At 72.5% G+C, this 20,944-nt stretch carries 18 protein-coding genes; 7 read left to right on the forward strand and 11 right to left on the reverse strand.

The window, feature by feature from the left end; genetic code table 11:
- The first annotated feature begins 60 nt into the window (after positions 1-60).
- Complete coding sequence (locus ACFS27_RS01240; RefSeq protein ID WP_377179530.1) at positions 61-852, forward strand: SDR family NAD(P)-dependent oxidoreductase; 792 nt, start codon at positions 61-63, stop codon at positions 850-852.
- An 86-nt stretch (positions 853-938) separates the two neighbouring features.
- Positions 939-1,385 carry an alternative ribosome rescue aminoacyl-tRNA hydrolase ArfB gene (gene arfB / locus ACFS27_RS01245; RefSeq protein ID WP_377179532.1) on the forward strand — a complete coding sequence of 149 codons (447 nt, stop codon included), beginning with the start codon at positions 939-941 and terminating at the stop codon, positions 1,383-1,385.
- Positions 1,386-1,391: 6 nt separating this feature from the next.
- Here arfB and ACFS27_RS01250 read toward each other — a convergent pair whose 3' ends face one another.
- On the reverse strand, positions 1,392-3,503 hold the full coding sequence (locus ACFS27_RS01250; RefSeq protein WP_377179534.1) for a HelD family protein: 2,112 nt from the start codon (positions 3,501-3,503) through the stop codon (positions 1,392-1,394).
- Between the two features lie 67 nt (positions 3,504-3,570).
- Here ACFS27_RS01250 and ACFS27_RS01255 point away from each other — a divergent pair, with 67 nt between their 5' ends.
- Positions 3,571-4,341: a TetR/AcrR family transcriptional regulator gene (locus tag ACFS27_RS01255; RefSeq protein ID WP_377179536.1), complete on the forward strand. Its 771-nt coding sequence runs from the start codon at positions 3,571-3,573 to the stop codon at positions 4,339-4,341.
- Here the strand turns inward: ACFS27_RS01255 and ACFS27_RS01260 are convergent.
- The 3 genes from ACFS27_RS01260 to ACFS27_RS01270 all read right to left on the reverse strand — a co-directional run bounded on the left by ACFS27_RS01260 (position 4,316) and on the right by ACFS27_RS01270 (position 6,612).
- Entirely contained in the window at positions 4,316-4,951 is a 636-nt protein-coding gene (locus tag ACFS27_RS01260; RefSeq protein WP_377179538.1) for a hypothetical protein, read from the reverse strand. The two genes, ACFS27_RS01255 and ACFS27_RS01260, sit on opposite strands and share 26 nt — an antisense overlap.
- 93 nt (positions 4,952-5,044) lie before the next feature.
- Positions 5,045-5,926 (reverse strand): glycerophosphodiester phosphodiesterase, encoded by an 882-nt coding sequence (locus ACFS27_RS01265; RefSeq protein ID WP_377179540.1) that lies wholly within the window; start codon positions 5,924-5,926, stop codon positions 5,045-5,047.
- 146 nt (positions 5,927-6,072) lie between these two features.
- On the reverse strand, positions 6,073-6,612 hold the full coding sequence (locus ACFS27_RS01270) for a GNAT family N-acetyltransferase (RefSeq protein ID WP_377179542.1): 540 nt from the start codon (positions 6,610-6,612) through the stop codon (positions 6,073-6,075).
- Between the two features lie 117 nt (positions 6,613-6,729).
- On the opposite strand from ACFS27_RS01270, the gene ACFS27_RS01275 reads away from it, so the two are divergent.
- Complete coding sequence (locus ACFS27_RS01275; protein WP_377179544.1) at positions 6,730-7,254, forward strand: 2'-5' RNA ligase family protein; 525 nt, start codon at positions 6,730-6,732, stop codon at positions 7,252-7,254.
- 19 nt (positions 7,255-7,273) lie between these two features.
- Here the strand turns inward: ACFS27_RS01275 and ACFS27_RS01280 are convergent, their stop codons facing one another.
- Together ACFS27_RS01280 and ACFS27_RS01285 are read right to left on the reverse strand one after the other, a co-directional pair.
- The gene (locus ACFS27_RS01280) at positions 7,274-8,533 is read right to left on the reverse strand and encodes a DUF4190 domain-containing protein (RefSeq protein WP_377179546.1); all 1,260 of its coding nucleotides are present in this window, start codon (positions 8,531-8,533) and stop codon (positions 7,274-7,276) included.
- 133 nt (positions 8,534-8,666) lie between these two features.
- Positions 8,667-11,042, reverse strand: coding sequence for a glycosyl hydrolase family 95 catalytic domain-containing protein (locus ACFS27_RS01285; protein WP_377179548.1), 2,376 nt, complete (start codon positions 11,040-11,042; stop codon positions 8,667-8,669).
- A gap of 140 nt (positions 11,043-11,182) precedes the next feature.
- On the opposite strand from ACFS27_RS01285, the gene ACFS27_RS01290 reads away from it, so the two are divergent.
- From ACFS27_RS01290 to ACFS27_RS01300, 3 genes are all read left to right on the forward strand, one after another.
- A complete protein-coding gene (locus ACFS27_RS01290; protein ID WP_377179550.1) occupies positions 11,183-11,929 on the forward strand; it encodes a lytic murein transglycosylase in 747 nt (248 codons plus the stop codon).
- 128 nt (positions 11,930-12,057) lie between these two features.
- Positions 12,058-13,791 carry a ubiquinone-dependent pyruvate dehydrogenase gene (gene poxB, locus ACFS27_RS01295; protein ID WP_377179552.1) on the forward strand — a complete coding sequence of 578 codons (1,734 nt, stop codon included), beginning with the start codon at positions 12,058-12,060 and terminating at the stop codon, positions 13,789-13,791.
- Positions 13,792-14,035: 244 nt separating this feature from the next.
- Complete coding sequence (locus ACFS27_RS01300) at positions 14,036-15,091, forward strand: hypothetical protein (protein WP_377179554.1); 1,056 nt, start codon at positions 14,036-14,038, stop codon at positions 15,089-15,091.
- Positions 15,092-15,109: 18 nt separating this feature from the next.
- Here ACFS27_RS01300 and ACFS27_RS01305 read toward each other — a convergent pair whose 3' ends face one another.
- From ACFS27_RS01305 to ACFS27_RS01325, 5 genes are all read right to left on the reverse strand, one after another.
- Positions 15,110-17,236 carry an iron ABC transporter permease gene (locus tag ACFS27_RS01305; protein WP_377179556.1) on the reverse strand — a complete coding sequence of 709 codons (2,127 nt, stop codon included), beginning with the start codon at positions 17,234-17,236 and terminating at the stop codon, positions 15,110-15,112.
- A 4-nt stretch (positions 17,237-17,240) separates the two neighbouring features.
- Positions 17,241-18,266, reverse strand: a complete 1,026-nt coding sequence (locus ACFS27_RS01310) for an iron-siderophore ABC transporter substrate-binding protein (RefSeq protein WP_377179558.1) — start codon at positions 18,264-18,266, stop codon at positions 17,241-17,243.
- 78 nt (positions 18,267-18,344) lie between these two features.
- A complete protein-coding gene (locus ACFS27_RS01315; RefSeq protein ID WP_377179560.1) occupies positions 18,345-19,163 on the reverse strand; it encodes an ABC transporter ATP-binding protein in 819 nt (272 codons plus the stop codon).
- An 84-nt stretch (positions 19,164-19,247) separates the two neighbouring features.
- Positions 19,248-19,580, reverse strand: coding sequence for an L-rhamnose mutarotase (locus tag ACFS27_RS01320; RefSeq protein WP_377179562.1), 333 nt, complete (start codon positions 19,578-19,580; stop codon positions 19,248-19,250).
- Between the two features lie 290 nt (positions 19,581-19,870).
- Positions 19,871-20,944, reverse strand: coding sequence for a Gfo/Idh/MocA family protein (locus ACFS27_RS01325; protein WP_377179564.1), 1,074 nt, complete (start codon positions 20,942-20,944; stop codon positions 19,871-19,873).

Consider the following 20,944-nt stretch of genomic DNA (forward strand, 5'->3'; position numbering starts at 1 on the left):
TAGACGGATCCTTTGTGGTCCAGTTAACCCACCGCCGGACCCTACGAACGGGAGAACACGATGGATCTCGACCTTGCAGGAAAGCGCGTCCTGGTGACCGGAGCGAGCAGGGGGATCGGCCTCGCCACCGTCCAGGCGTTCCTCGCCGAAGGTGCCTCGGTCACCGCCGTCTCGCGGCGCAGCACCCCAGAGCTGGACGCGACAGAGGCCACGTTCCTGGCCGCGGACCTCTCCACGCCCGACGGGCCTCTGCGCATGGTCGAGACCGCCCTCGCGGACGACCCCCGGCTGGACGTGCTCGTCAACAACGCCGGGGGCGGGGTGCTGCCCGACGGCGTGCTCGCCGACCCGTTCGGCGGCGACGACGACGTCTGGGAGCAGGCTCTCGCCCTGAACCTCTTCGGCGCCGTGCGGACCACCCGTGCCGCCCTGCCCGCGCTGACGAGAGCGCGCGGCTCGGTGGTGAACGTCGGCTCCGACTCGGCGCTGATGCCGCACCGGGCGCCGCTGTCCTACTCCACGGCCAAGGCAGCGATCAACGCGTTCTCCCGGGGGCTGGCCGAGCAGGTGGGCGCCGAGGGCGTGCGCGTCAACGTCGTCACCCCGGGTGGGACCCGAACCTCGCTGCTCACCGGCGAGGGCGGCGTCACCGCGCAGGTCGCTGCCGCCCTGGGAGTGAGCCATGCCGCCGTACTGGAGGGCTTCCCCGAACAGAACGGCATGGTGACCGGGCGGCTGATCGAGCCATCGGAGATCGCCCGCGTGATCGTCCTGCTGTCCTCCCCCACGCTGCCCAGCGCCGTCGGGTCCAACTGGGCGCTGCACGGCGGTGCCCTCAAGACCCCCGCCTGAGCAGAGAGCTCGCCGCGACGGGGGTCGGGTGGCCCTCCCCGTGGTCTCCACTGTGAGCACGCCACCGATCGCGGGACGATGAGCACATGCCATCTCCCGTCCGCCCCGGCCTGACCGTCACCACAGCGCTGACGATCCCCCGCGCCGAGCTCACCGAGCGGTTCTCCCGCTCGTCCGGCCCGGGCGGTCAGGGCGTGAACACCACGGACTCGCGCGTCGAGCTGTCCTGGGACGTCGCCCGGTCCGCCGTCCTGAGCGACGCGCAGCGCCGACGGCTCATGGAGCGGCTCGCGGACCGTCTCGTCGACGGCGTCCTCACCGCCGTCGCCTCGGAGCACCGGGAGCAGCGCCGCAACCGCGACGCCGCCGCCCGGCGCCTGAGAGCTCTCGTGGCCGACGCGCTGGCGCCGCCCCCGCGGACACGCCGCCCCACGCGGGCGACCCGCGGCTCGCAGGAGCGCAGGCTGAGCGCCAAGAAGCAGCGCTCCGCGACCAAGCAGCTGCGCTCGTCCAAGCCCCGGCGTGAGGACTGACGCCGCTCAGCCGACGACCACCTGCCCGAGCTCCTGCGTGCACCGGGTGAGCGCGACGTACAGCGCGTTCCACCCGCGCGGACCGGACACGATGCCGTCGGGGTCCACCACGAGCGCCGCGTCCCACTCCAGGCCTTTGGCGCCGGTCGGCGACAGGACCGGTACCTCGTCGGACAGGACCTGGCGCAGCGCGGCGACCCGCCCGGCCGGTGCGACGACGCCGACCGTCCCGTCGCTGTATCGCTCCTGGAGCCCGACGAGGGCGTCCCGGGCCACCGCGGCCAGGTCCTTCTGGGTGGCGTGGCGGATCCACGGCTCGACGCCGGAGGACCGCACCGCGCGCGGCGGGTCGTTCCGGCTGCCCGCGGCCCGCAGCACGTCCGCCGTCAACGCCATGACCTCCCGCGGGGTGCGGTAGCAGATCGTCAGGTCGGTACGGCGCCAGCGGTCGCCGAGGGCGTCACCGACCGCCTGTGCCCAGTCGGTGTGCAGGCTCGCGGACTCGGCCTGGTCGATGTCGCCGACGGCGGTGATGGAGCGCGACGGGCAGCGGCGCACCACCATGTGCCACTGCATCGGCGACAGCTCCTGGGCCTCGTCCACCACGGCGTGCCCGAAGGTCCGCGCGTCGGGGTCCCCGATCAGCTCCCGCAGCGCGTCGAGCAGCGCGAGGTCGGCACTCGACCAGCTCCGCTGCGCGGACCCGGAGGCACCGGCGGCGGACGCAGCAGAGCCGACGGTGGCCGCGGCGGCAACGGTGGCCACCTCGTCGTCGGTGAGCTCCGGAGCGTGTGCGCGCAGCAGCGCCGGGTCCGCCAGCAGGGCAGCGAGCTCGTGCGCGGCGTCCCGTCGCGGCCACCAGTCAGCGAGCGACCTGGCAATGCCGGGGTCCTCGGAGACCCTGGCGTGCAGCGCGTCCAGGTCGGCCTCGGAGAGCACGCCGTCGACGTCGGATCCGCTCACCCCGCTGGGGGCCGCGCGGTCGTCCCGCCGGGCGAGACTCGCGTCGAGCCGCCCGAGCACGTCCTCGAATCCCTCCTCGGCGTGGGCGAGCAGCTCGGCCTGCCGGTCGGCCACTGCGTCGGTCAGCAGGTCGTGCACCCGGTCCACGAAGCGCGCCCGGGCCTGGTCGAGGCTCCTGGACCCGGACCGTGCGCCGCGGCGCGCGGCGGCGACCTGGGCCGGGGGCAGCACGTACTCCTCGCCGTCGAGCACCAGGGCGAGGCGGTCGGTGGTCGGCACCATGGTCTCGACGTAGCGCCGCAGCGCGCCGAGCCACGACGCGCGCCCCTTGATCTCGGCGGCCGCGCGGGTCTCGTCGCGCTCCGCCCCGGCGTCGGAGACCAAGGTGTCGCACGTGGCGGCCACCGCTGCCGTCTCCCCCAGCGCCGGGAGCACCTGGCCGATGTAGTCGAGGAACCGGGTGGACGGACCCAGGACCAGGACGCCCCGCTCCGCCAGGTGCTGGTGGGTGAACAGGAGGTAGGCGACCCGGTGCAGCGCCACCACCGTCTTGCCGGTGCCCGGGCCGCCCTGCACCACCAGTGCGGTGCTCGCGTCCGCGCGCACCACGTCGTCCTGCTCCCGCTGCAGCGTCGCGACGGCCGTGCCCATCCGGCCGGTGCGCCGTTCGTCCAGGGCGGCCAGCAGCGCGCCCTCGCCCACGAGGCCCGAGCCGTCGAGCCCGCCGTCCATCGGCTCGTCGTCGACGCCGAGCACCTCGGGACCCCTGGTGCGGACGTGGCGCCGGCGGCGGACCCCTTGCGGGTCCAGCGGCGTGGCCGTGTAGAAGGCCCGCGCCACGGGGGCGCGCCAGTCGACCACCAGCGGATCGCTGTCCTGCGCGGCGCCGGACAGGCCGACCCTCCCGAGATGCCGCACCGAACCGTCGTCGCCGTCGATCCGCCCGAAGATCACGCCGTCGGCAGCACTCCGGAGCTCGCCGCGGCGGGCGTTCAGACGCGCGAGCCGGACATGTTCGGTGGTCCGCGAGTCGGTGGCCGGGGCGGCCTCGAGCTCGCTGTCGAGCTCGGCGAGCAGGTCGGCGCGGCGGCGCCATGCGGCGTCGAGCACGCGCTGCTCCTCGGCAAGAGGGGTCGTCTCCTGGGAAGTGGGCACAGATCCTCGTTTCGTACGTTGTACGGTAGACGCGGGCCTAACGCCCCGCACCCTAAAGTTGTTCCCGATGCCCCGAACCGCTCGCCCGCCCCGCGACCCGCTCGCGCTGGTCGGCCTGCTCTGGGAGCCGTCGACCAGGGTGGGTCGTTCCGGCGTGACGATCGGGTCGATCGTCACCGCGGCGATCGAGCTCACCGACGCCGAGGGCCTGAGCGCGCTGACCATGCGCCGCGTCGCCGACGACGTCGGGGTGCCCGTGATGACCCTCTACGGGCACGTACCCGGCAAGGCCGAGCTGATCGAGCTGATGCTGGACCGCGTGGCCGGAGCCACCTACGCCGGGCACGACGTCCCCGGCGACGTGGGCGACTGGCGCGCAGGGCTCGAACACATCGCGCAGCGGGTGTTCGATCACGGGTGCGCCCACCCCTGGGCGCACGAGGTGCCTCCCGCACGCCCCGTCCTCGGGCCGGGTGTCTGCCGCACCTACGAGCTCGAGCTCGCCCCGCTGGACGGCATCGGCCTGGAGCTCCTCGAGATGGACGAGACGCTCACCGCCGTCCGGTCCCTTGCGACGTCGGCCGCCCGCTGGCAGGTCACGCTCGACGCCGCCCGCCGCGACTCGCAGCTGACCGACCTCGAGTGGTGGGAGCTGGTCGGACCACGGATCGCCCAGGCCATGCGCGACGAGCACCTGCCGATCTCGTCCAAGGTGGGGCAGGCCGTCGCGTCGGCGGGCGACCCGCAGCGCACCCTGGCGGCCGGGCTCAGGCTGATGCTCGACGGTCTGGAGCGCCGGCTCGACCTCGGCCCTAGCCCACTACCGGGATCTGCGTGATGTCCCGCGAGGCCTGGTCGCTGGACATGAGGTCGGCGATGCGGCCCAGCCGCTTCCGCATGCGATCCGGGATCGGGATCTCGTACTCGCACAGCACGAGAGCCACATAGTCAAGCGCGAGCCCGTAGTCGCCGTCGTCCAGGTAGCCCCCGGCGATCTGCGCATCGACCGGCGCGAGCAGGCCCCCGGCGGCTCCGAGAACATCGCGGATCGTTCGCTCCAGGTAGGCGAAGTACTCGGTACGCCACCTCCCGTCGGGCTCGTCGGGCAGATCCTGGGTCCGTAGCATCGGGTCCTGCCACCGGTCGAAGTACTCGACGACGGCGTCGCGGCGCGTCGCGTCGACCGCGAGCCATTCGCCGGCGGCCAGCCTGGTGAGCGCAACGCACCACTGAGGGCTCGCGATCCGCGGATGGTCCGCGACGTCCGTGAGCTCGGCCCACAGGATGTACGCCCCGGCGCCGTGCTCGGCGGTGTCGATCACGCCGTGCACGATCTCGCCCATCGCGTCCAGACCGAGCTCGTACGGATCACTGGCCGGCGCAAGGACCCGCTCGGAAATACCCGTCATGACCTGGTACAACGCGCGGTCGGGCTCGACGACGATCACCGGCAGAGCCTAGCGGTCGGCGGCACCCGCCGATGACGGCACATCCGGTGCCCTCCTGGCCCGGCCCTCCACGGGCCGGGCCAGGGGCCCCGGTCAGCCTTCGGTACGGCGCTCCGCGAGCACGTCCTCGAGGACGTCGGGGAAGTTGGTGATCACTCCGTCGACACCCCGGTCGAGAACCAGGTTCATGTCGCCGGCCGCGTTGACCGTGTAGGTGTGCACCTCCATGCCGAGCTCGTGCACCGTCTCGACGTACGCGGCGTCGAACGTGGTGTAGCCCGGGTTGATCTGGTCGGCCCACGTCGACAGCTCGGGAAGGAGCGCCTCGGCGGGGCGGCCCAGCAGGCCGACGGGGACCGACGGCTGCACCTCGTGGTACCGCTCCATCGACGCCCAGTCGAAGCTCTGCACGACCAGCCGCTCCGCACGGACCGCCGACTTCACGTAGCCGGGGTAGCTCGCGAACTCCTCGGCGACCTGCTGCTCGATCCCCGGGTAGAGCGCCGGCGACTTCAGCTCCATCAGGATGCCCGCGCGGGTCGGCCGGATCAGCTCGATCATCTGCGCCATCGTCGGCACGGGCTCGCCCGCGAACTCCTCGGAGAACCAGGAGCCGGCGTCGAGCTGCTGGATCTCCTCGTAGGTGAAGTCGCTGACGCGCCACGGCGCCCGGTCGGGAAAGACCTGCTCGACGTCGGTGGTGCGCGACAGCGTCGTGTCGTGCATGAGCACCAGGACGCCGTCCTTGGACCGCTGCACGTCCGACTCGACCAGGTCGGAGCCCATCTCGACACCCAGGGCGAAGGCAGCCAGCGTGTTCTCCGGCGCGTGGCCCATGGCCCCGCGGTGAGCGGTGTTGACGACGTCGACATGCTCAGGGGGACCAGCTGCCACGGCGGACGACGCGGGCAGCACGGTGGAGGCACCGGCGACGGTGACGGCAAGCAGGGCGGACAGGCGTGGGGTCAAGCGCATGATCGATCTCCCGAGGGGCCGAACGGACAGGGCAGGACGTGACGTTGCCGAGCCCACACGACCCAGGGATGGCCCGGGGGTGACTCAGCCGGAAACCTGTCCGGAACATCTTGCCAGGTTGCCGTCGGAGTCGAACATCTCCTCCGTCACAGGTGTTTCGCCAGGAACAGCGAGTCCCCGTGCACCTCGTCCGGCTCCACACGGCCGGTCTCGGCGAACCCGAGCTTCGCCAGCACCTGGCGAGAGGCGCCGTTCCAGTCCCGGACGGTGGCCCACAGGCGCCGGTAGCCCGACGCCTGCGCCCAGCCGACGACCGCCCCCGCGGCCTCAGTCGCGTAGCCCTGGCCCCAGGCCCTGCGCAGCAGCTCGAACGCGATCTCCGGCTCGCCGTCCGGACCATGGGTGTTGTCGATCAGCCCGCAGTAGCCGATGACGTCGCCGGAACCCTTGCGTTCCGCCGCCAGGAGCCCCAGCGAGTCGGGTTGCGACCTGGTGCGGATCCAGCCTTCGACATCCTCGACGGTGGGACGGCCATCGGCGTCGATCCGGCGGTGCGCAGGCACACGAGGATCGCGCTCGGTCCACATCTCGCGCTGGACGGCGGCCTCCGAGACCTGCCAGGGCCGCAGGAGCAGGCGGTCGGTCTCCAGCACGGTGCCCTGCCCGGGCGCTGTGGGCTGTTCCATCGCTCGACGCTAGCAGGGCCGGGACCGGCCGAGGGCGCTCCAGCCCGGTCACAGCCAGTGGCCGCCGGCGACCTGGACGACCTGCCCGGTTCACGGGACACGCCTAGGCTTGGCTCCGTGGCACTGGCCATATGCCTGCTGTTCGACAGGCCGACCGAGCGAGTCCTGCGACAGCTGTGGCAGCGACTGGAGGCAAGAGGCGTGGCGACGCCCGCCACGCACACCCACGGCAGGCACGTGCCGCACCTGTCCCTGGCGGTCCTCCGGTCCTGGGACCTGGACAAGGTGCGTGCCTCCATCGAGGCGCTGCCCGACGCCGGCCCGACCACCGTCCAGCTCGACGCCGTCGCGGCCTTCCGGCGCGGCCGGATGAGCTTGATCCCCGCGGTGTCGAGCCGCCTCGTGGCACGCCAGGAGCAGGTCGTCGAGGCACTCGGCGCGTCGGAGGACGAGCTGCACAAGCACTACGTACCGGGGATCTGGACGCCGCACGTCACCGTGGCGACGCGGGTGCCCCTTGAGCAGACACCGCTGGTGCTCGAGGCGGCCTACGAGATCGTGCCCCTGACGGCCACGCTGACGCACGCCGCGCTCGTCGACGCAGGCACCGGCACGGTGCACCCGCTCGCGGTCATGCCCTGATGACCGCGTTCACCGGTCCCTACTCCTGGAAGCGTTCCACCGACTCGATCCGGAAGACAGCGTCCGCCGGGACCTCGTCGAAGAAGTCGACCACCACATCCTTCTTCTGACCGGGCTTGAGGTTCTCGGCCAACCCCGTCCCCGTGCCGTAGGAGGTCGAGCCGTCCTTGCTCTCGGCCACGACGTCGACCAGGTAGGTGACGCTGTGGCTGCTGCTGTTGGTCACGGTTGCCGGGAGCCGTGCCCAGTCGGCCTGTACCCACTCCGCCGTGCCGAGCGTGACGTCCTTGCGCAGGTCGGCGAAACCGACGTCCTTGAGCTGTGCGATCTCCAGCACCGGAACGGTCGCGACGCCGCCGAGCTGGGTCTCGTACTCCATGGATCCGGTCACCACCGCGTGCACCTTCAGCACGTCGCCGGCGACCACGTCGTCGAGCAGGGCCTCGTCGGCGACGAAGAGCGAGTTGGTCTGGAGCTCGAGCTCGGCGCCGGGCCGGTCGACGCCGGCGCCGGCGCGGAACCGGTCGGGGCCGGTGCTGCTGTCGAACTGCGCGACCTCGGCGAACACGATGACGGCACGGTCCTTGGCCTTGTCGGGGTCCTTCGCGATGGATTCCCACTGCGCGGCGTCGACCTTGCGGAAGTCCGCGAGATCGGGGGCGTCGCCGTCCGAGCCGCCGGACGAGCCGCCGTCCTCGAACACCGTCGGGGCACCTGCCTCCTCGATCTCCTCCGCGATGTCGGACATGGCGTTCATCGCGAACGACAGCACGAAGACGCCGAGGACTGCGCTGAGCACCGACAGCGCGATACCGGTGATCGCCTTCCCGCGGCCGACCGGCGGGTCGGTGCGGCCTGATCGGGCGAGCCCGACGATCCCGAGCACGACGCCGACGATCGCGGTCACGAACAGCGCGCTCGCGAACATCGACACGATCCCGAGCACGAGGCTCGCGGTCGCTTGCGGATTGCTCGGCGTCGGCGGCCCGACGACTGCCTGGTACGCGCCGCCGGGCGGGGGCGGCGCCTGGTACGACGGGTACGCGGGCGCGCCGGCCCCAGGTACCTGGATCATGCCCGGCGGCTGCAGGCCCGGCCTCGGTGAGGCAGGCAGGGCGAAGACGGGCTCCGGGTTCGACGTGCTTGCGGGTACCCAGAACTCCCAGCCCGCCGGTGCGGGAGGCCAGGACGGGTCCGGCTGCCATCCCGGTTCGGGGCGCCATCCCTCCGGCTGCGCCGGCCAGCCCGGAGGCACGTTGAAACGAAGGTCCTGCGGCATCTCTCGACTCCCCTGCCCGTCCACAACGGCTGTTCGGCAGCTCGCCTTCCCGCCAGGAAGGCTAGGAGTCATACCTGTCCACGAACCACGAAACGGTCCGCCCAGCCACAGATTCACCCGGGTGAATCTGTGCTCACGCCCCGACGCGGAAGTCCTGTCGCCCCACCACGACCGGACCGTCGGTCAGCCGGCGCCGCACCTCACGACCCCGCCACCGCAGCACCACCGTCCGCCCTGCTACCGCCTCCGGCGCCGGGGAACGGGGCCGCACCACGGCCCGCACGAGGTCGCCGTCGGCCCAGTCGAGGTCCACGACGACGCCCGGCCGCGCGACCAGACCGTGGGCTGAGCCCGACGCGAGCTCGGCCGGCAGCGCCGGGAGGAGCTCGACGTAGCCGCGATGGCTCTGCAGCAGGCACTCGGCGAGCGCCGCCGCGTACCCGAGGTTGCCGTCGATCTGGAACGGCGGGTGCGCGGCGAACAGGTTGCGGTACAGGCCGCCCGCCCACTGCCCGCGCACGCCGGTCGCGTCGCGGAACACGAGGTCGAGCAGGTCGGAGACGCGGTCGGGCCGGTGCAGGCGGGCCCAGAGCGCGATCTTCCAGGCCAGCGACCAGCCGGACGAGTCGTCGCCGCGCCCCTCCAGGGACGCGGCCATCGCGGCCTCCTCGGTCGCGGTCAGCGCCTCGTCGCCGGGGAAGAGGGGGTAGAGGTGGCTCACGTGCCGGTGGTGGGGATCGCTCTCGACCTCCTCCTGACCCCACTCCTGGGCTCTGCCGTCGGTCGTCACCAGGACCCCGGGCAGGTCCGGGAGCACGACGGCGGCGCGGCCTGCGAGGTCGGCCGAGTCCGCACCGACCCGCGGCGCGAGCTCGACGACGGAGCGCAGCACGTCGCGCACCAGGGCCCGGTCCATGGCGCTCGAGCAGGTCACGGCGACGGTGCGGCCGTGCTCGTCGACGAACGTGTTCTCCGGTGAGGTGGACGGCGCGGTGCCCCAGGAGCCGTCCGGCAGGCGCACGAGCCACGAGAGGGCGAACTCAGCGGCGTCGCGCAGCACCGGCCACAGGACCTCCCGCACGTGGTCGTCGTCGACCGAGCCGAAGCGGACCCGCTCGACCAGGTGCCGGACGAGCCACAGGCCGCCCATGGGCCAGAACGCCCACGCCGGGTCGCCGTGGCCAGCGCCGACGGACGAGGCGAAGGCCCAGGCGTCGCTGTTGTGGTGCGCCGCCCACCCCTCGGCACCGAGCCGGCGGGCGGTGACCCGGCCGCTGGACGCGAGCGCCACCACGAGGTCCTCCAGCGGCTGGACCGTCTCGGGCAGCCCGAGCACCTCGGCGGGCCAGTAGTTCATCTCGGTGTTGATGTTGAGCGTGTAGCTGGAGCTCCACGGCGGTTGCAGGTCGAGATTCCACAGGCCTTGCAGGGTCGCGGGCAGCCGGCAGCCACGCGAGGACGCCATGAGCAGGTAGCGGGCGTGGTCCAGCAGAGCGCCGGCCAGTCCGGGGTCGGCCTCCAGGACCCGCCTCGGGTCTGCGCGCGCAGCGGCCAGGCGCTCCTCGAGCGTCCGGGCCGGTTCCCGGCCGCCGCCGTCGGCACGACCGCTGACGTCGCCCCGGCTGCCCGACACGTCCTGGCTGCCCGTCACGTCCTGGACAGGTCCGCCTACCCGCACGCCGCACCGGTCGAACAGGCCCGTGTGCTCCGCCTCGTGCCGTCGCAGCACCTCGGCGGGAACCTCCGCAAGCACCCGTCCGACCCGTGCGCGGGCCCGGTCGGCAAGCTCCCCGGCCGACCCGCGCAGCGCCGAGCCCGGCCCGTCGTAGGTCGTCTCGACGGCGAGCGCGAGCACCCACCGGTCGTCGTGCCGGCGCCAGCCGACGACGACGCAGGCCTCGACCGCGCCGGGACCCCAGGTCGCGGCGGGGAGGTCCGGCTCGTGACCGGGCGCGACGTCGGACGGCGCGCGGAGCCGGACCTCGACCCCGTCCGGGCGGTGCTCCCGGTGCAGCTCCCGTAGCGGCGAGGTGAGGCGCACCTCGACCGGGTGCGGCACCGCGCCGTCGACCACGTGCAGCAGCACGTCGTCGACCGCGGAGACCACCGTGCGCGACCGCCCTCCTGCCCAGCTCCAGGTGTGGGTCCCGGTGCGCAGGTCGAGCGACCGGCGACCTGGACCGGCGTCGGCCGTCACGACCTCCAGCGTGCCGAGGGGCAGGAACGCCTGGGCGTACGGCGCCTGGAGCGCTTGCAGCGGCTCGGTGGCCTCGTGCCAGCGCCCCGATACCGCCGCGTCGCGGGCCCGCGCAAGGAGCTGCCGCGCTTCCTGGTCGGTGCCGCCGGCGGACGCCGCGTCGCCGTCGGGCGACCCGGACCACACCCCCTCGTGGTTGAGGTCGAACCGCGCCGTCGCGCCGCCCCAGCACATCGCGCCCAGCCGTCCGTTGCCGAGCGGCAACGCGTGCAGCCACTCCGCCGCCGGACCCGGGTACTCGAGCACCGTCATCGCACGGTCGAGGTCACGGGCTGCACCGGCATGACGCGAGCCTAGTGTTCCGCTCGGGTGGCGTGTCCAGATGCGCACATGTGCGGGAGGTCTTGTCGGGATGGACATTTGGGGCTCTGAACGGCCGTAATGTCAGCACCGTGAGAACACCAAGAACCGGGATCGTCACCGTCGCGGCTGCCTTGCTCCTGGCCGGCTGCAGCATGGGCTCAGCACCGAGCCAGGGTCCGATCCAGGACCCGCCGGTGCTCGACTTCCCACCCGCGCCGCTCCAGCTGGTGCCCGAGTCCGCCGCGGAACCCGATGCGGACGCCGACCCTGTCCCCCTCGCCGAGCTCGCCCGGTCAGACTGGCTCCGGGACGTCTCCGAGCGCACGGAGATCCCCGAGCGAGCCCTGGCGGCCTATGCCGGCGCATCCCTCTGGCTGGCACAGACCCGGCCGGAGTGCGGCGTCGGGTGGAACACGCTGGCCGGGATCGGCGCCGTCGAGACGATCCACGGCAGCTACGGCGGAGCGAGCGCGGCCACCGACGGCACCGTGCGCCCGTCCATCATCGGCATCGCGCTGGACGGCAGCGAGGGGGTCAAGGAGATCCTCGACACCGACGAGGGAGAGCTCGACGGCGACGAGGAGTACGACCGCGCCGTCGGCCCCATGCAGTTCATCCCGACCACCTGGGCGGACTACGCCGAGGACGGGAACCTCGACGGCGAAGCGGATCCGAACCAGATCGACGACGCTGCCCTGACGGCCGCGCTCTACCTGTGCGACAGCGGCGGCGACGTCACGACCGACGACGGCTGGTCCACGGCTCTGGGGACCTACAACGAGTCGGTGTCCTACGCCCACAAGGTCGCGGAGCTCGCCGAGTCCTACGGTTCGTAGGGCTCTGCCGGCGTCGCGGCGACGGCTCGTGACCCGCGGCGCCTGGCATTGCGACGGCATGCGCCCCGGTCTACGTTCGAGACGCTCTCTGATCGAGAAGTGACTGCTGACGAGCAAAGGTGCACGAGATGACGAATGTCGCCGAGACCGTCGTGGAGATCATCAAGGACGCGGGGGTCAAGCGGGTCTACGGCCTGCCCGGTGACTCCCTGAACGGGTTCACCGATGCCATCCGCACCAGCGCGGGGGTCACCTGGGAGCAGGTGCGGCACGAGGAGTCGGCGGCGTTCGCCGCAGCGGCCGAGGCCACGCTGACCGGTGAGCTCACGGTCTGCGCGGGCAGCTGCGGCCCGGGCAACCTGCACCTGATCAACGGCCTCTTCGACGCCAACCGCAGCCGGGTGCCCGTGCTCGCGATCGCCGCGCAGATCCCGGCGGCCGAGATCGGCAGCAACTACTTCCAGGAGACGCACCCGCAGGACCTCTTCCGCGAGTGCAGCGTCTACACCGAACTGGTGAGCATCCCTGCGCAGCTGCCGCGCGTGCTCGAGATCGCCATGCGCACCGCGGTGGAGAAGCGTGGCGTCGCCGTCGTCGTCATCCCGGGCGAGGTCTTCCTGGCCGAGAGCGCGGGCCGCAAGAAGTCGGCGCCGATCCGGGCGACGCAGAGCGTCGTGCGGCCGGGCGACCGCGAGCTCAGGCAGGCGGCCGAGATACTGAACGCCGCGAAGAAGGTGACGATCCTTGGCGGCGCAGGTACCGAGGGGTCCCACCGGCAGGTGCTCGAGATCGCCGAGAAGCTCAAGGCGCCCGTGGTGCACGCTCTGCGCGGCAAGGACTTCCTCGAGTACGACAACCCCTACGACGTCGGCATGACGGGGCTGCTCGGGTTCACCTCTGGCTACCGTGCCATGGAGGCGTGCGACGCGCTGCTGATGCTCGGCACCGACTTCCCCTACCAGCAGTTCTACCCGTCGAAGGCGAAGATCGTGCAGGTCGACCTCCGGGGTGAGCAGCTCGGCCGGCGCACCCCGATCGACCTGGGGCTGGTCGGCGACGTCGGTGACACCGTCGACGCCCTGCTCCCCCTGCTCGACGACCGGACCCACCGCAAGCACCTCGACTCCTCGCTCAAGCACTACGCGAAGGCGCGCAAGGACCTCGACGAGCTCGCCGACAACGACCGCAACCGCCAGCCGATCCATCCGCAGTACCTCGCGCGGCTGGTGAGCGAGCTGGCCAGCGAGGACGCGGTGTTCATCCCCGACGTCGGCTCGCCGGTGGTCTGGGCGTCCCGCTACCTGACGATGAACGGCTCGCGACGGCTGATCGGGTCGTTCAGCCACGGGACCATGGCGAACGCCGTGCCGCATGCCATCGGTGCCCAGTCGGCGTTCCCGGACCGGCAGGTGATCGCCCTGTCGGGCGACGGCGGGCTCGGGATGCTCTTCGGCGAGCTGCTGACCATCCGGCAGAACAAGCTGCCGGTGAAGGTGGTGGTGTTCAACAACTCCTCGCTGAACTTCGTCGAGGTGGAGATGAAGGCCGCCGGGTTCGTGAACTTCGGTACCCAGCTCGACAACCCGAACTTCGCCGACGTCGCGAACGCGATGGGCATCCACGGTCAGCGGGTCGAGCAGCCGGACGACCTCGAGGGTGCCCTGCGCACCGCCTTCGACCATGACGGCCCTGCCCTGGTCGACGTCGTCACGGCACAGCAGGAGCTGTCGATCCCGCCTGCGGTCTCAGCCGAGCAGGTGCGAGGCTTCACGCTCTACGCGATCCGCACGATCATGTCGGGGCGCGGGGACGAGCTCGTCGACCTCGCCGACACGAACGTGTTCCGGCGCCTCTTCGACTGAAGACAGCCGCGATGACGACTCGATCACCGTGTCGGCGCGCCGCCTTACCGGCATGTCGCGGCGCGCGGGCACCCTAGGAATTCGGGGTGCGTTGCTCCGGGTAGACATCGTCAACACAAAGCAACACACTCGGCAGACCTAGGTTCACCCCGGCCCGCCGTCGCCCGAGCAGCGACCGAGAGGGCGCGACGACCCCATCGCAGGGGCCCGAGGGATCTCATCGGGGGACGAGGGAGACGGCGTGATGAACGAGCGGACGAGCGGACCGGGCGGGCTCGGCGGCCGCGGCCACCTGCTGCGCCTCGGGGCGCCGCGTGACACCGCGGCGGTGCGGCACCTGGTGACCTTCCTCGTGGCGAGCGTCGTGACCGTGCTCACCACGCGGGCGGCGCTGGCCGCGACGGGCTACCCGCAGCTCGGCGGAGGCGGGCTCCATGTCGCGCACGTCCTGTGGGGCGGTCTGCTGATGGCCCTGGCGATCATGCTGCTGCTGTCCTACGTGGGACCGGCACCGCGGTCGCTCGGCGCGGTCCTCGGCGGCGTCGGTTTCGGGTTGTTCATCGACGAGGTGGGCAAGTTCGTCACGTCCGACAACGACTACTTCTACGCGCCCACCGCCGCGATCATCTACCTCGTCACGGTCCTGCTCGTCATGGTGGTCGAGGGGCTGCACGGCCGCAGGGCGCACCACCCGGCGGAGTACCTCGCCGTCGCGGCGGACCGCCTCACGGCAGGGCTGGCGGGTGGCTTCACGCCGGCCGCCCGCGAGGAGGCGCGCGCGCTCGCCACCAAGGGCGCCGGCGAGCCCGGCGCGGAGCTGGTGGCCGGCCTGATCGACGCGGTGCCCGACGACGACACGGACGTACCGGACCCGGTGCGCGGCGGCGTCGACCGCGTGGTCGGGTGGTTCGACGCCCTCGTGGACCGGGCGTGGGCTGCGTGGCTGGTGATCTCCGCGCTCCTGCTCGTCGGTGCCACGCAGGCCTGGGTGGGCCTTCGCGTCGCGCGCGGGCAGCTGGCTGGTCTACCGGAGTGGACGGGGGTCGCCATCCTCGCGGCGGTCGGGGCGTCCGTCGTGCTGCTGGCCGTCGGCGTCGTCGCGGGCCGCAGCGACCACCTGCGCGGCGCCGTCTGGGTACGTCGAGCGGTGCTGATCAGCCTGCTGTTCACCCAGCTCCTGGTCTTCCGCGCGGTGCAGTGGACGGCGGCGTTCGGGCTGATCCTCGACGTCCTGGCGTACATGGCGCTGGAGGTGGCGCTCCGCGAGGAGCGGATGGTGCGGGCACGCGACGTCGGCTGATGCCCGCACCACCCGGCGTCACGCCCGTGACCGGCCGAGGAGCCACACGAAGTAGGGCGCCCCGAGCAGCGCGACCGCCAGCCCCGCGGGCAGCTGGGCCGGTGCGATGACGGTCCGTCCGAGCACGTCGGCCAGGCCCAGCAGCACGGCGCCGAGCAGCATCGCCACCGGTAGCACCCGCGCGTGCCTGCCACCCACCAGGGCACGCGCGGCGTGCGGGGCCACGAGGCCGACGAACCCCACCACACCGACCGCGGTCACGCTCGTCGCGGCCAGCACCGCCGCGACGGCGAGCACGAGCAGCCGGCTGCGCTCCAGGCGGACGCCGACCAGGCGCGGCGTGTCGTCGTCGACCGCGAGGAGGTCCAGCTCGCGCCGTACCAGCACCGCGAGGGGTACGGCGAGCGCCAGCACCACGACGACGGGCAGGATCTGGGAGAAGTTGCGCCCGTACGTGGTGCCGGACAGCCAGGTGTAGATGCGCGGGGTGTTCCACGGGTCGGAGTTCAGCAGCAGGAAGGTGGTCAGGGCGGTGGTCAGGTAGCCGAGCCCGATGCCGACCAGCACGAGCCGGTCGGCGTGCAGCCCACCGCGCCAGGCCAGCAGGTAGACGATCCCGAAGGCCAGCAGGCCACCACAGACGGCGGCCACGAGCATCGCGCCGTTGCTGGCCGCGATCCCGTTGCCCCAGGCGGTGCCTGCGACGGCCGTCACCACGATCACCGCGCCGAGGCCTGCTCCCCCGGTGATCCCGAGGATGGCCGGTTCTGCCAGCGGGTTGCGGGCGGTCGCCTGCACCATCGTCCCGGCGAGGGCGAGCGCGGCGCCCGCTACGACCGAGGCCAGCACGCGTGGCGCGCGCTCGTCGAGCGCGAACTGGACCACGGGCGGCCCCTGGCCCTGCAGCCACAGCGCGATGTCGCCGGTGCGCAGCCAGGTGGACCCGGCGAGCATGCCGAGCAGCACCACGCCGACGACGAGGATCGCGCAGACGCCCAGCACGAGCACGAAGCGCTGCCCGCTGCATGGTCCGGTCGTCGCGGCCGGTGGCTTGCGGGACGGCCCCGCGTCGCGCAGGTGCCGCGCCAGCAGGACCATGACAAGGGCGCCGGCGAGCGTCGTCGCGACCCCCGTGGGCACCGACAGCGCGTCCTCTGCGCCCAGCAGGGCACGGACGACGACGTCGGCGAGCAGCACGACGAAGGACCCGAGCAGCCCGGCGGCCGGCAGCAGGATCGCGTGCCGGTGCAGTGCGGGGACCACGCGCGCGAGCAGCCGGGCGACCACGGGCGCGGCGAGGCCGACGAACCCGAGCGGGCCCGCGAGGGTCACCGCAGCGGCGGTGAGCAGCACGGCCAGCAGCACACCGAGCACGCGGGTCGAGCGGACCGGAACGCCCAGCGCACCCGCGGTGTCGTCGCCCAGGCCGAGCACGTCCAGGCGCCTCGAGAGCACCAGGCCGGCCACGGTGGCGAGTACGACGACGGGCAGCACCCGCCAGAACGCGGTGAGGTTGAGCTGGCTCAGGGAGCCGCTGCCCCAGGCGAACAACCCGGTGGTCTCGGCCTCGAACAGGATGAGCAGCGCGGACGTAGCGGCCTGCAGTGCCAGCGCGACGGCGGACCCGGCGAGCACCAGGCGCGTGGTCGACGAGCCGCCGCCCCCCGCCAGGCCGAGCACGAGCGCAGCGGCGGCGATGCCACCGGCGAAGGCGATGGCGCCAGAGGCCCACAGCGGGACGGCCAGCCCGAAGGCGGCCACGACGACGACCGCAAGGTAGGAGCCTGCGGTCACCGCGAGCGTGTCCGGCGAGGCCAGCGCGTTGCGGGCGATCGACTGGAAGAGCGCACCCGCCACACCAAGAGCGAACCCGACGGCCACGCCCGCCGCGAGACGCGGCAGGCGTGAGCCGACGAGGATGTCGCGGACCGCACCGTCGTCGCTCGGGTCCTGCCCGGTGACCAGGCGCAGCAGGTCGCCCGCGCCGACGCCGGACGTGCCCTGCGTCAGGTGCCAGGCACCGACGACGAGCACGGCCAGCGCGAGCACCACCAGGGTGGCGGCGCCGGTCGCCCACGCGGCGGGGCGGGACGCGGGGGCCTCGGGCAGGGTGTCCGTCGGGGACGGCGACTGGGTGACGGTCATCGCGTCACTTCGCGAAGACGTCGACGTAGGCGTCGACGACCTTCTCTGCGGAGCGCGGGCCGCCGAACGTCCAGATGTGCTCGGGGAACGCGTGGGAGCGGCCCTCGGCGACAGCGGGCAGGCCGGCCCAGACGTCGTTCTTGGTCAGCTCGGTGGCCCAGTCGGTCTCGCCCTCCTTGGTACCTGTGCGCAGCAGGGTGGCGGAGCCGACCTGGGTCATGCCCTCGATGTCGGACTGTCCCAGGCCGTAGGCGGGGTCGACCTCACCGGTCCAGGCGTTCGTGAGGCCGAGCTCCTCGCCGAGCTCCCCGATCAGCGAGCCCTGCCCGAACGGGCGCAGCGTGACGTTGCCGCCGTCGACCGAGCCGTCGAAGTACACGAAGTCGGTGTGCTCAGGAGCCGCCTCGGCGATCTGCGCCGCGCCGTCGGCCACGTGCTGCTCGAACTCCTCGGTGACGCTCGCGGCACGCTCGGTGCGGCCGGTGGCCTGCGCGATGAGGTCGAAGGTGGTGAGCATGTTCTCGATCGGGTCGGCGGCGTCGCCACCCTTGGTGGCCAGCACCGGGACGTCGTACGCCTCGAGCTTGGCGATGATCTCGTCCTCCGGCGTGTACGCCTCGATGATGACGAGGTCAGGGTCCGTCGCGTAGAGGGCGTCGAGGTTCGGCTCCCCGCGCGTGCCGACGTCGGTCACGCCCTCCGGCAGCTCCTCCGCGCTGTTCCAGGTGGTGTAGCCCTCGACGTCGGCGACGGCCACCGGGTTCATGCAGAGGCTGAGCACGTCCTCGACCTGCTGCCACTCGAGCACCGCGACGCGCTCGGCCGGCTTGTCGAGCTCGACGGTGCGGCCGAAGGAGTCGGTCAGCGACACCGGGTCGGTCGAGGCCGTGACGTCGGCGCAGTCGCCCGAGGCCGCCTCGGTCGGGGAAGCCGGGGCGGCAGCCCCCGGGTCGGTGGTGCCGCAGCCTGCCAGGAGGAGCGGGAGGACCAGGGCGGCGCCGGCCAGGGACGCGGTGGAGCGCGGGGACATGGGTCTCCTTGAGGTTCGTGACACGTCGTGTCTGTACGTCCCGACCGCGCGCGGCACGGTCGGTGGGGTGGTCGTGGTTCAGCGCGTCCGGCCGTGGTGGCGACCGCGTGGGTGCACGCGGACCCGCCCCGTACCGGGGTCGGTGGTGACGTCGATCGGCAGGCCGTAGGCGAGCGACAGGTGCTCGGCCGTCAGGACCTGTGCGGGCGGCCCTGCGGCGAGCACGCGGCCCTTGTGCAGCAGGACCACGGCGTCGGCGACGGAGGCGGCGTGGTCCAGGTCGTGCAGCACGATGCCGACGGCGGTGCCGTGCTCCTCCGCGAGGTCTCGCACGAGGTCGAGGGTCTCGACCTGGTAGCGCAGGTCGAGGTGGTTGGTCGGCTCGTCCAGCAGGACGACGCCGGTCTCCTGCGCCAGGCAGGTGGCCAGCCAGACCCGCTGCACCTCACCGCCGGAGAGCTGGTCGACGCCCCGGCGGGCCATGGCGGCGACGCCGGTGATCTCCATCGCCCGGTCGATCGCGGCGTGGTCGCCGTCGGCGAGCGGGGCGAACCTGCGGCGGTGCGGGTGGCGGCCGAACGCCACGACGTCGCGTACCTCGAGCCCGGCCGGGTGCGGGCGGGACTGGGCGAGCAGCGTGACGCGGCGGGCGAACTCGCGCGCGGACAGCGGCGCGGCATCGACGGCGTCGGCGGGCGTCGGCCCGAGGTTGACGGTGCCCTGCTGCACCGGGTGCAGGCGAGCCAGCGACCGGAGCACCGTGGACTTGCCGGACCCGTTCGGGCCGACGAGGGCGGTCACGACGCCTGGCGTCAGGTGCACGGCGACACCGTGCACGACGGTGGTGCGCTGGTAGCCCAGGACGAGGTCGTCACCACGGAGAGCGGTAGGAGTCACGCAGGTAAGCCTAACCTTATCGAAACGCAACCCGGACAAGCGTCCACCAGTGACCTGGGCCACACCGGCCCGGGCCACCGGCGTCTACTCCAGGTGCCACACCTCCCGCATGTCCCGCCACGTGTCCCCGGGGGCCGCGTGCTTCCCGAAAGGGGTCTGGCACGGGTCGGTGTGCGTCCACCACTCCCGGGTGACCGGGTCCTGCGCGATCCGTGCCATGTCGGCCGCGTGGTCGGAGCCGGTGTACTCGTAGTAGGCGAACAGCGTGTTCTCCAGCACGAAGATCGTGTAGTTGTGCACGTTGCACGCCTGGAGGGTCGCCTCGACCTGCGGCCACACGGCCGCGTGCAGGCGCAGGTACTCCTCGCGCTTCTCCGGGACCACGTCGACGACGAGTCCGTGTCGCTCCAACGCCATCGTCGAGATCACTCCTTCGGGCCGCCGGCACCCCGGCGTCAGCGCCGGGTCGTTCCGGAGAGGTCCTGTCGTCGGTTCGGTGCGCTCGGCACGCTACCAGCGGGCCAGCTCAACCCCGCCGCCTCGCCCAGCAGCCTGGTCCACGTTCGGTCCCGTGCAACGCCGCACGGATGAGATCGGTCTGATGGGATGAGACCGGTCGGTTGACCGACCGATCTCATCCCAAGGGACCGAAGTCAGCGAGTTCGGTCGGTTGCAGCACCGAGGCACCGCGCCGGGCAGGCGGCGGGTCACGGCGTGAGGAGCCGCGCCCCCTGCTGGGCCAGGACGCTGAGCTCTGCGGCCTTGAAGGCGTGCTCCTGCGTCATCGCGGTCTCGGTGCCCTCGAGGCAGTCGAGGACGAGCCGGCCGAAGAAGGGGAAGCCCACGTTCCCGTCCGCGACGAGGTGGTGCTCACCCGTGCCGTCGACGAGGAACACGTGCCCAGGGCCCTCGTCGGTGCCGATGTTGGCGTACTTGCGCAGCTCGATGTAGCCATCGGTGCCCAGCACGAAGGTACGTCCGTCGCCCCACGTGCTCAGGCCGTCGGGGGTGAACCAGTCGACGCGGCAGTAGCCGCTTGCGCCGTTGTCCATGACGATCGTCGCCTCGCCGAAGTCGTCGAGCCCCGGGTGCTCGGGATGGTGGTAGTTCGCGATCGCCGAGTACCCGACCTCGGCGTCCTTGGCACCGGCGAAGTGCAGCATCTGCTCGAAGTTGTGGCTGCCGATGTCGCAGAGGATCCCGCCGTACTTCTCCTTCTCGAAGAACCAGTCGGGACGGCCTGTGCCCAGGCGGTGGGGACCGAGGCCCATGACCTGCAGCACCCGGCCGATCGCGCCCTGGTCGATGAGCTGGCCGGCCAGGACCGCCGCCTCGACGTGGATGCGCTCGGAGTAGTAGACGGCGTACTTGCGCCCGGTCCTCGCGGTCGCCTCCCGAGCCGCCGCGAGCTGTTCGAGGGTCGTCAGCGGCGCTTTGTCGGTGAAGTAGTCCTTGCCGGCCTCGATGGCCCGCAGGCCGAGCGCGCAACGCTCCGACGTGACCGCCGCGCCGGCGACCAGGCGGACCTCGTCGTCACCGAGGACCTCGTCCTCGCTGCGCGCCACCCGCACGTCGGGGAACCGCTCGCGGAACGCCGCCACCTTCGCGGGATCCGGGTCGTACACCCACTTGAGCGTCGCGCCGGCACTGGCGAGGCCCTCGCACATGCCGTAGATGTGCCCGTGGTCGAGGCGCACGGCGGCGAAGGGGAAGTCGCCGGACTGCACCACAGGATCGGGGATCGGTTCGGGCGCATAGGCGGCGCCGCTGGTCGTCGTCAT

Origin of the sequence: Promicromonospora vindobonensis (assembly GCF_042685865.1) — a bacterium.
Classification (GTDB): Bacteria; Actinomycetota; Actinomycetes; order Actinomycetales; family Cellulomonadaceae; genus Promicromonospora; species Promicromonospora vindobonensis.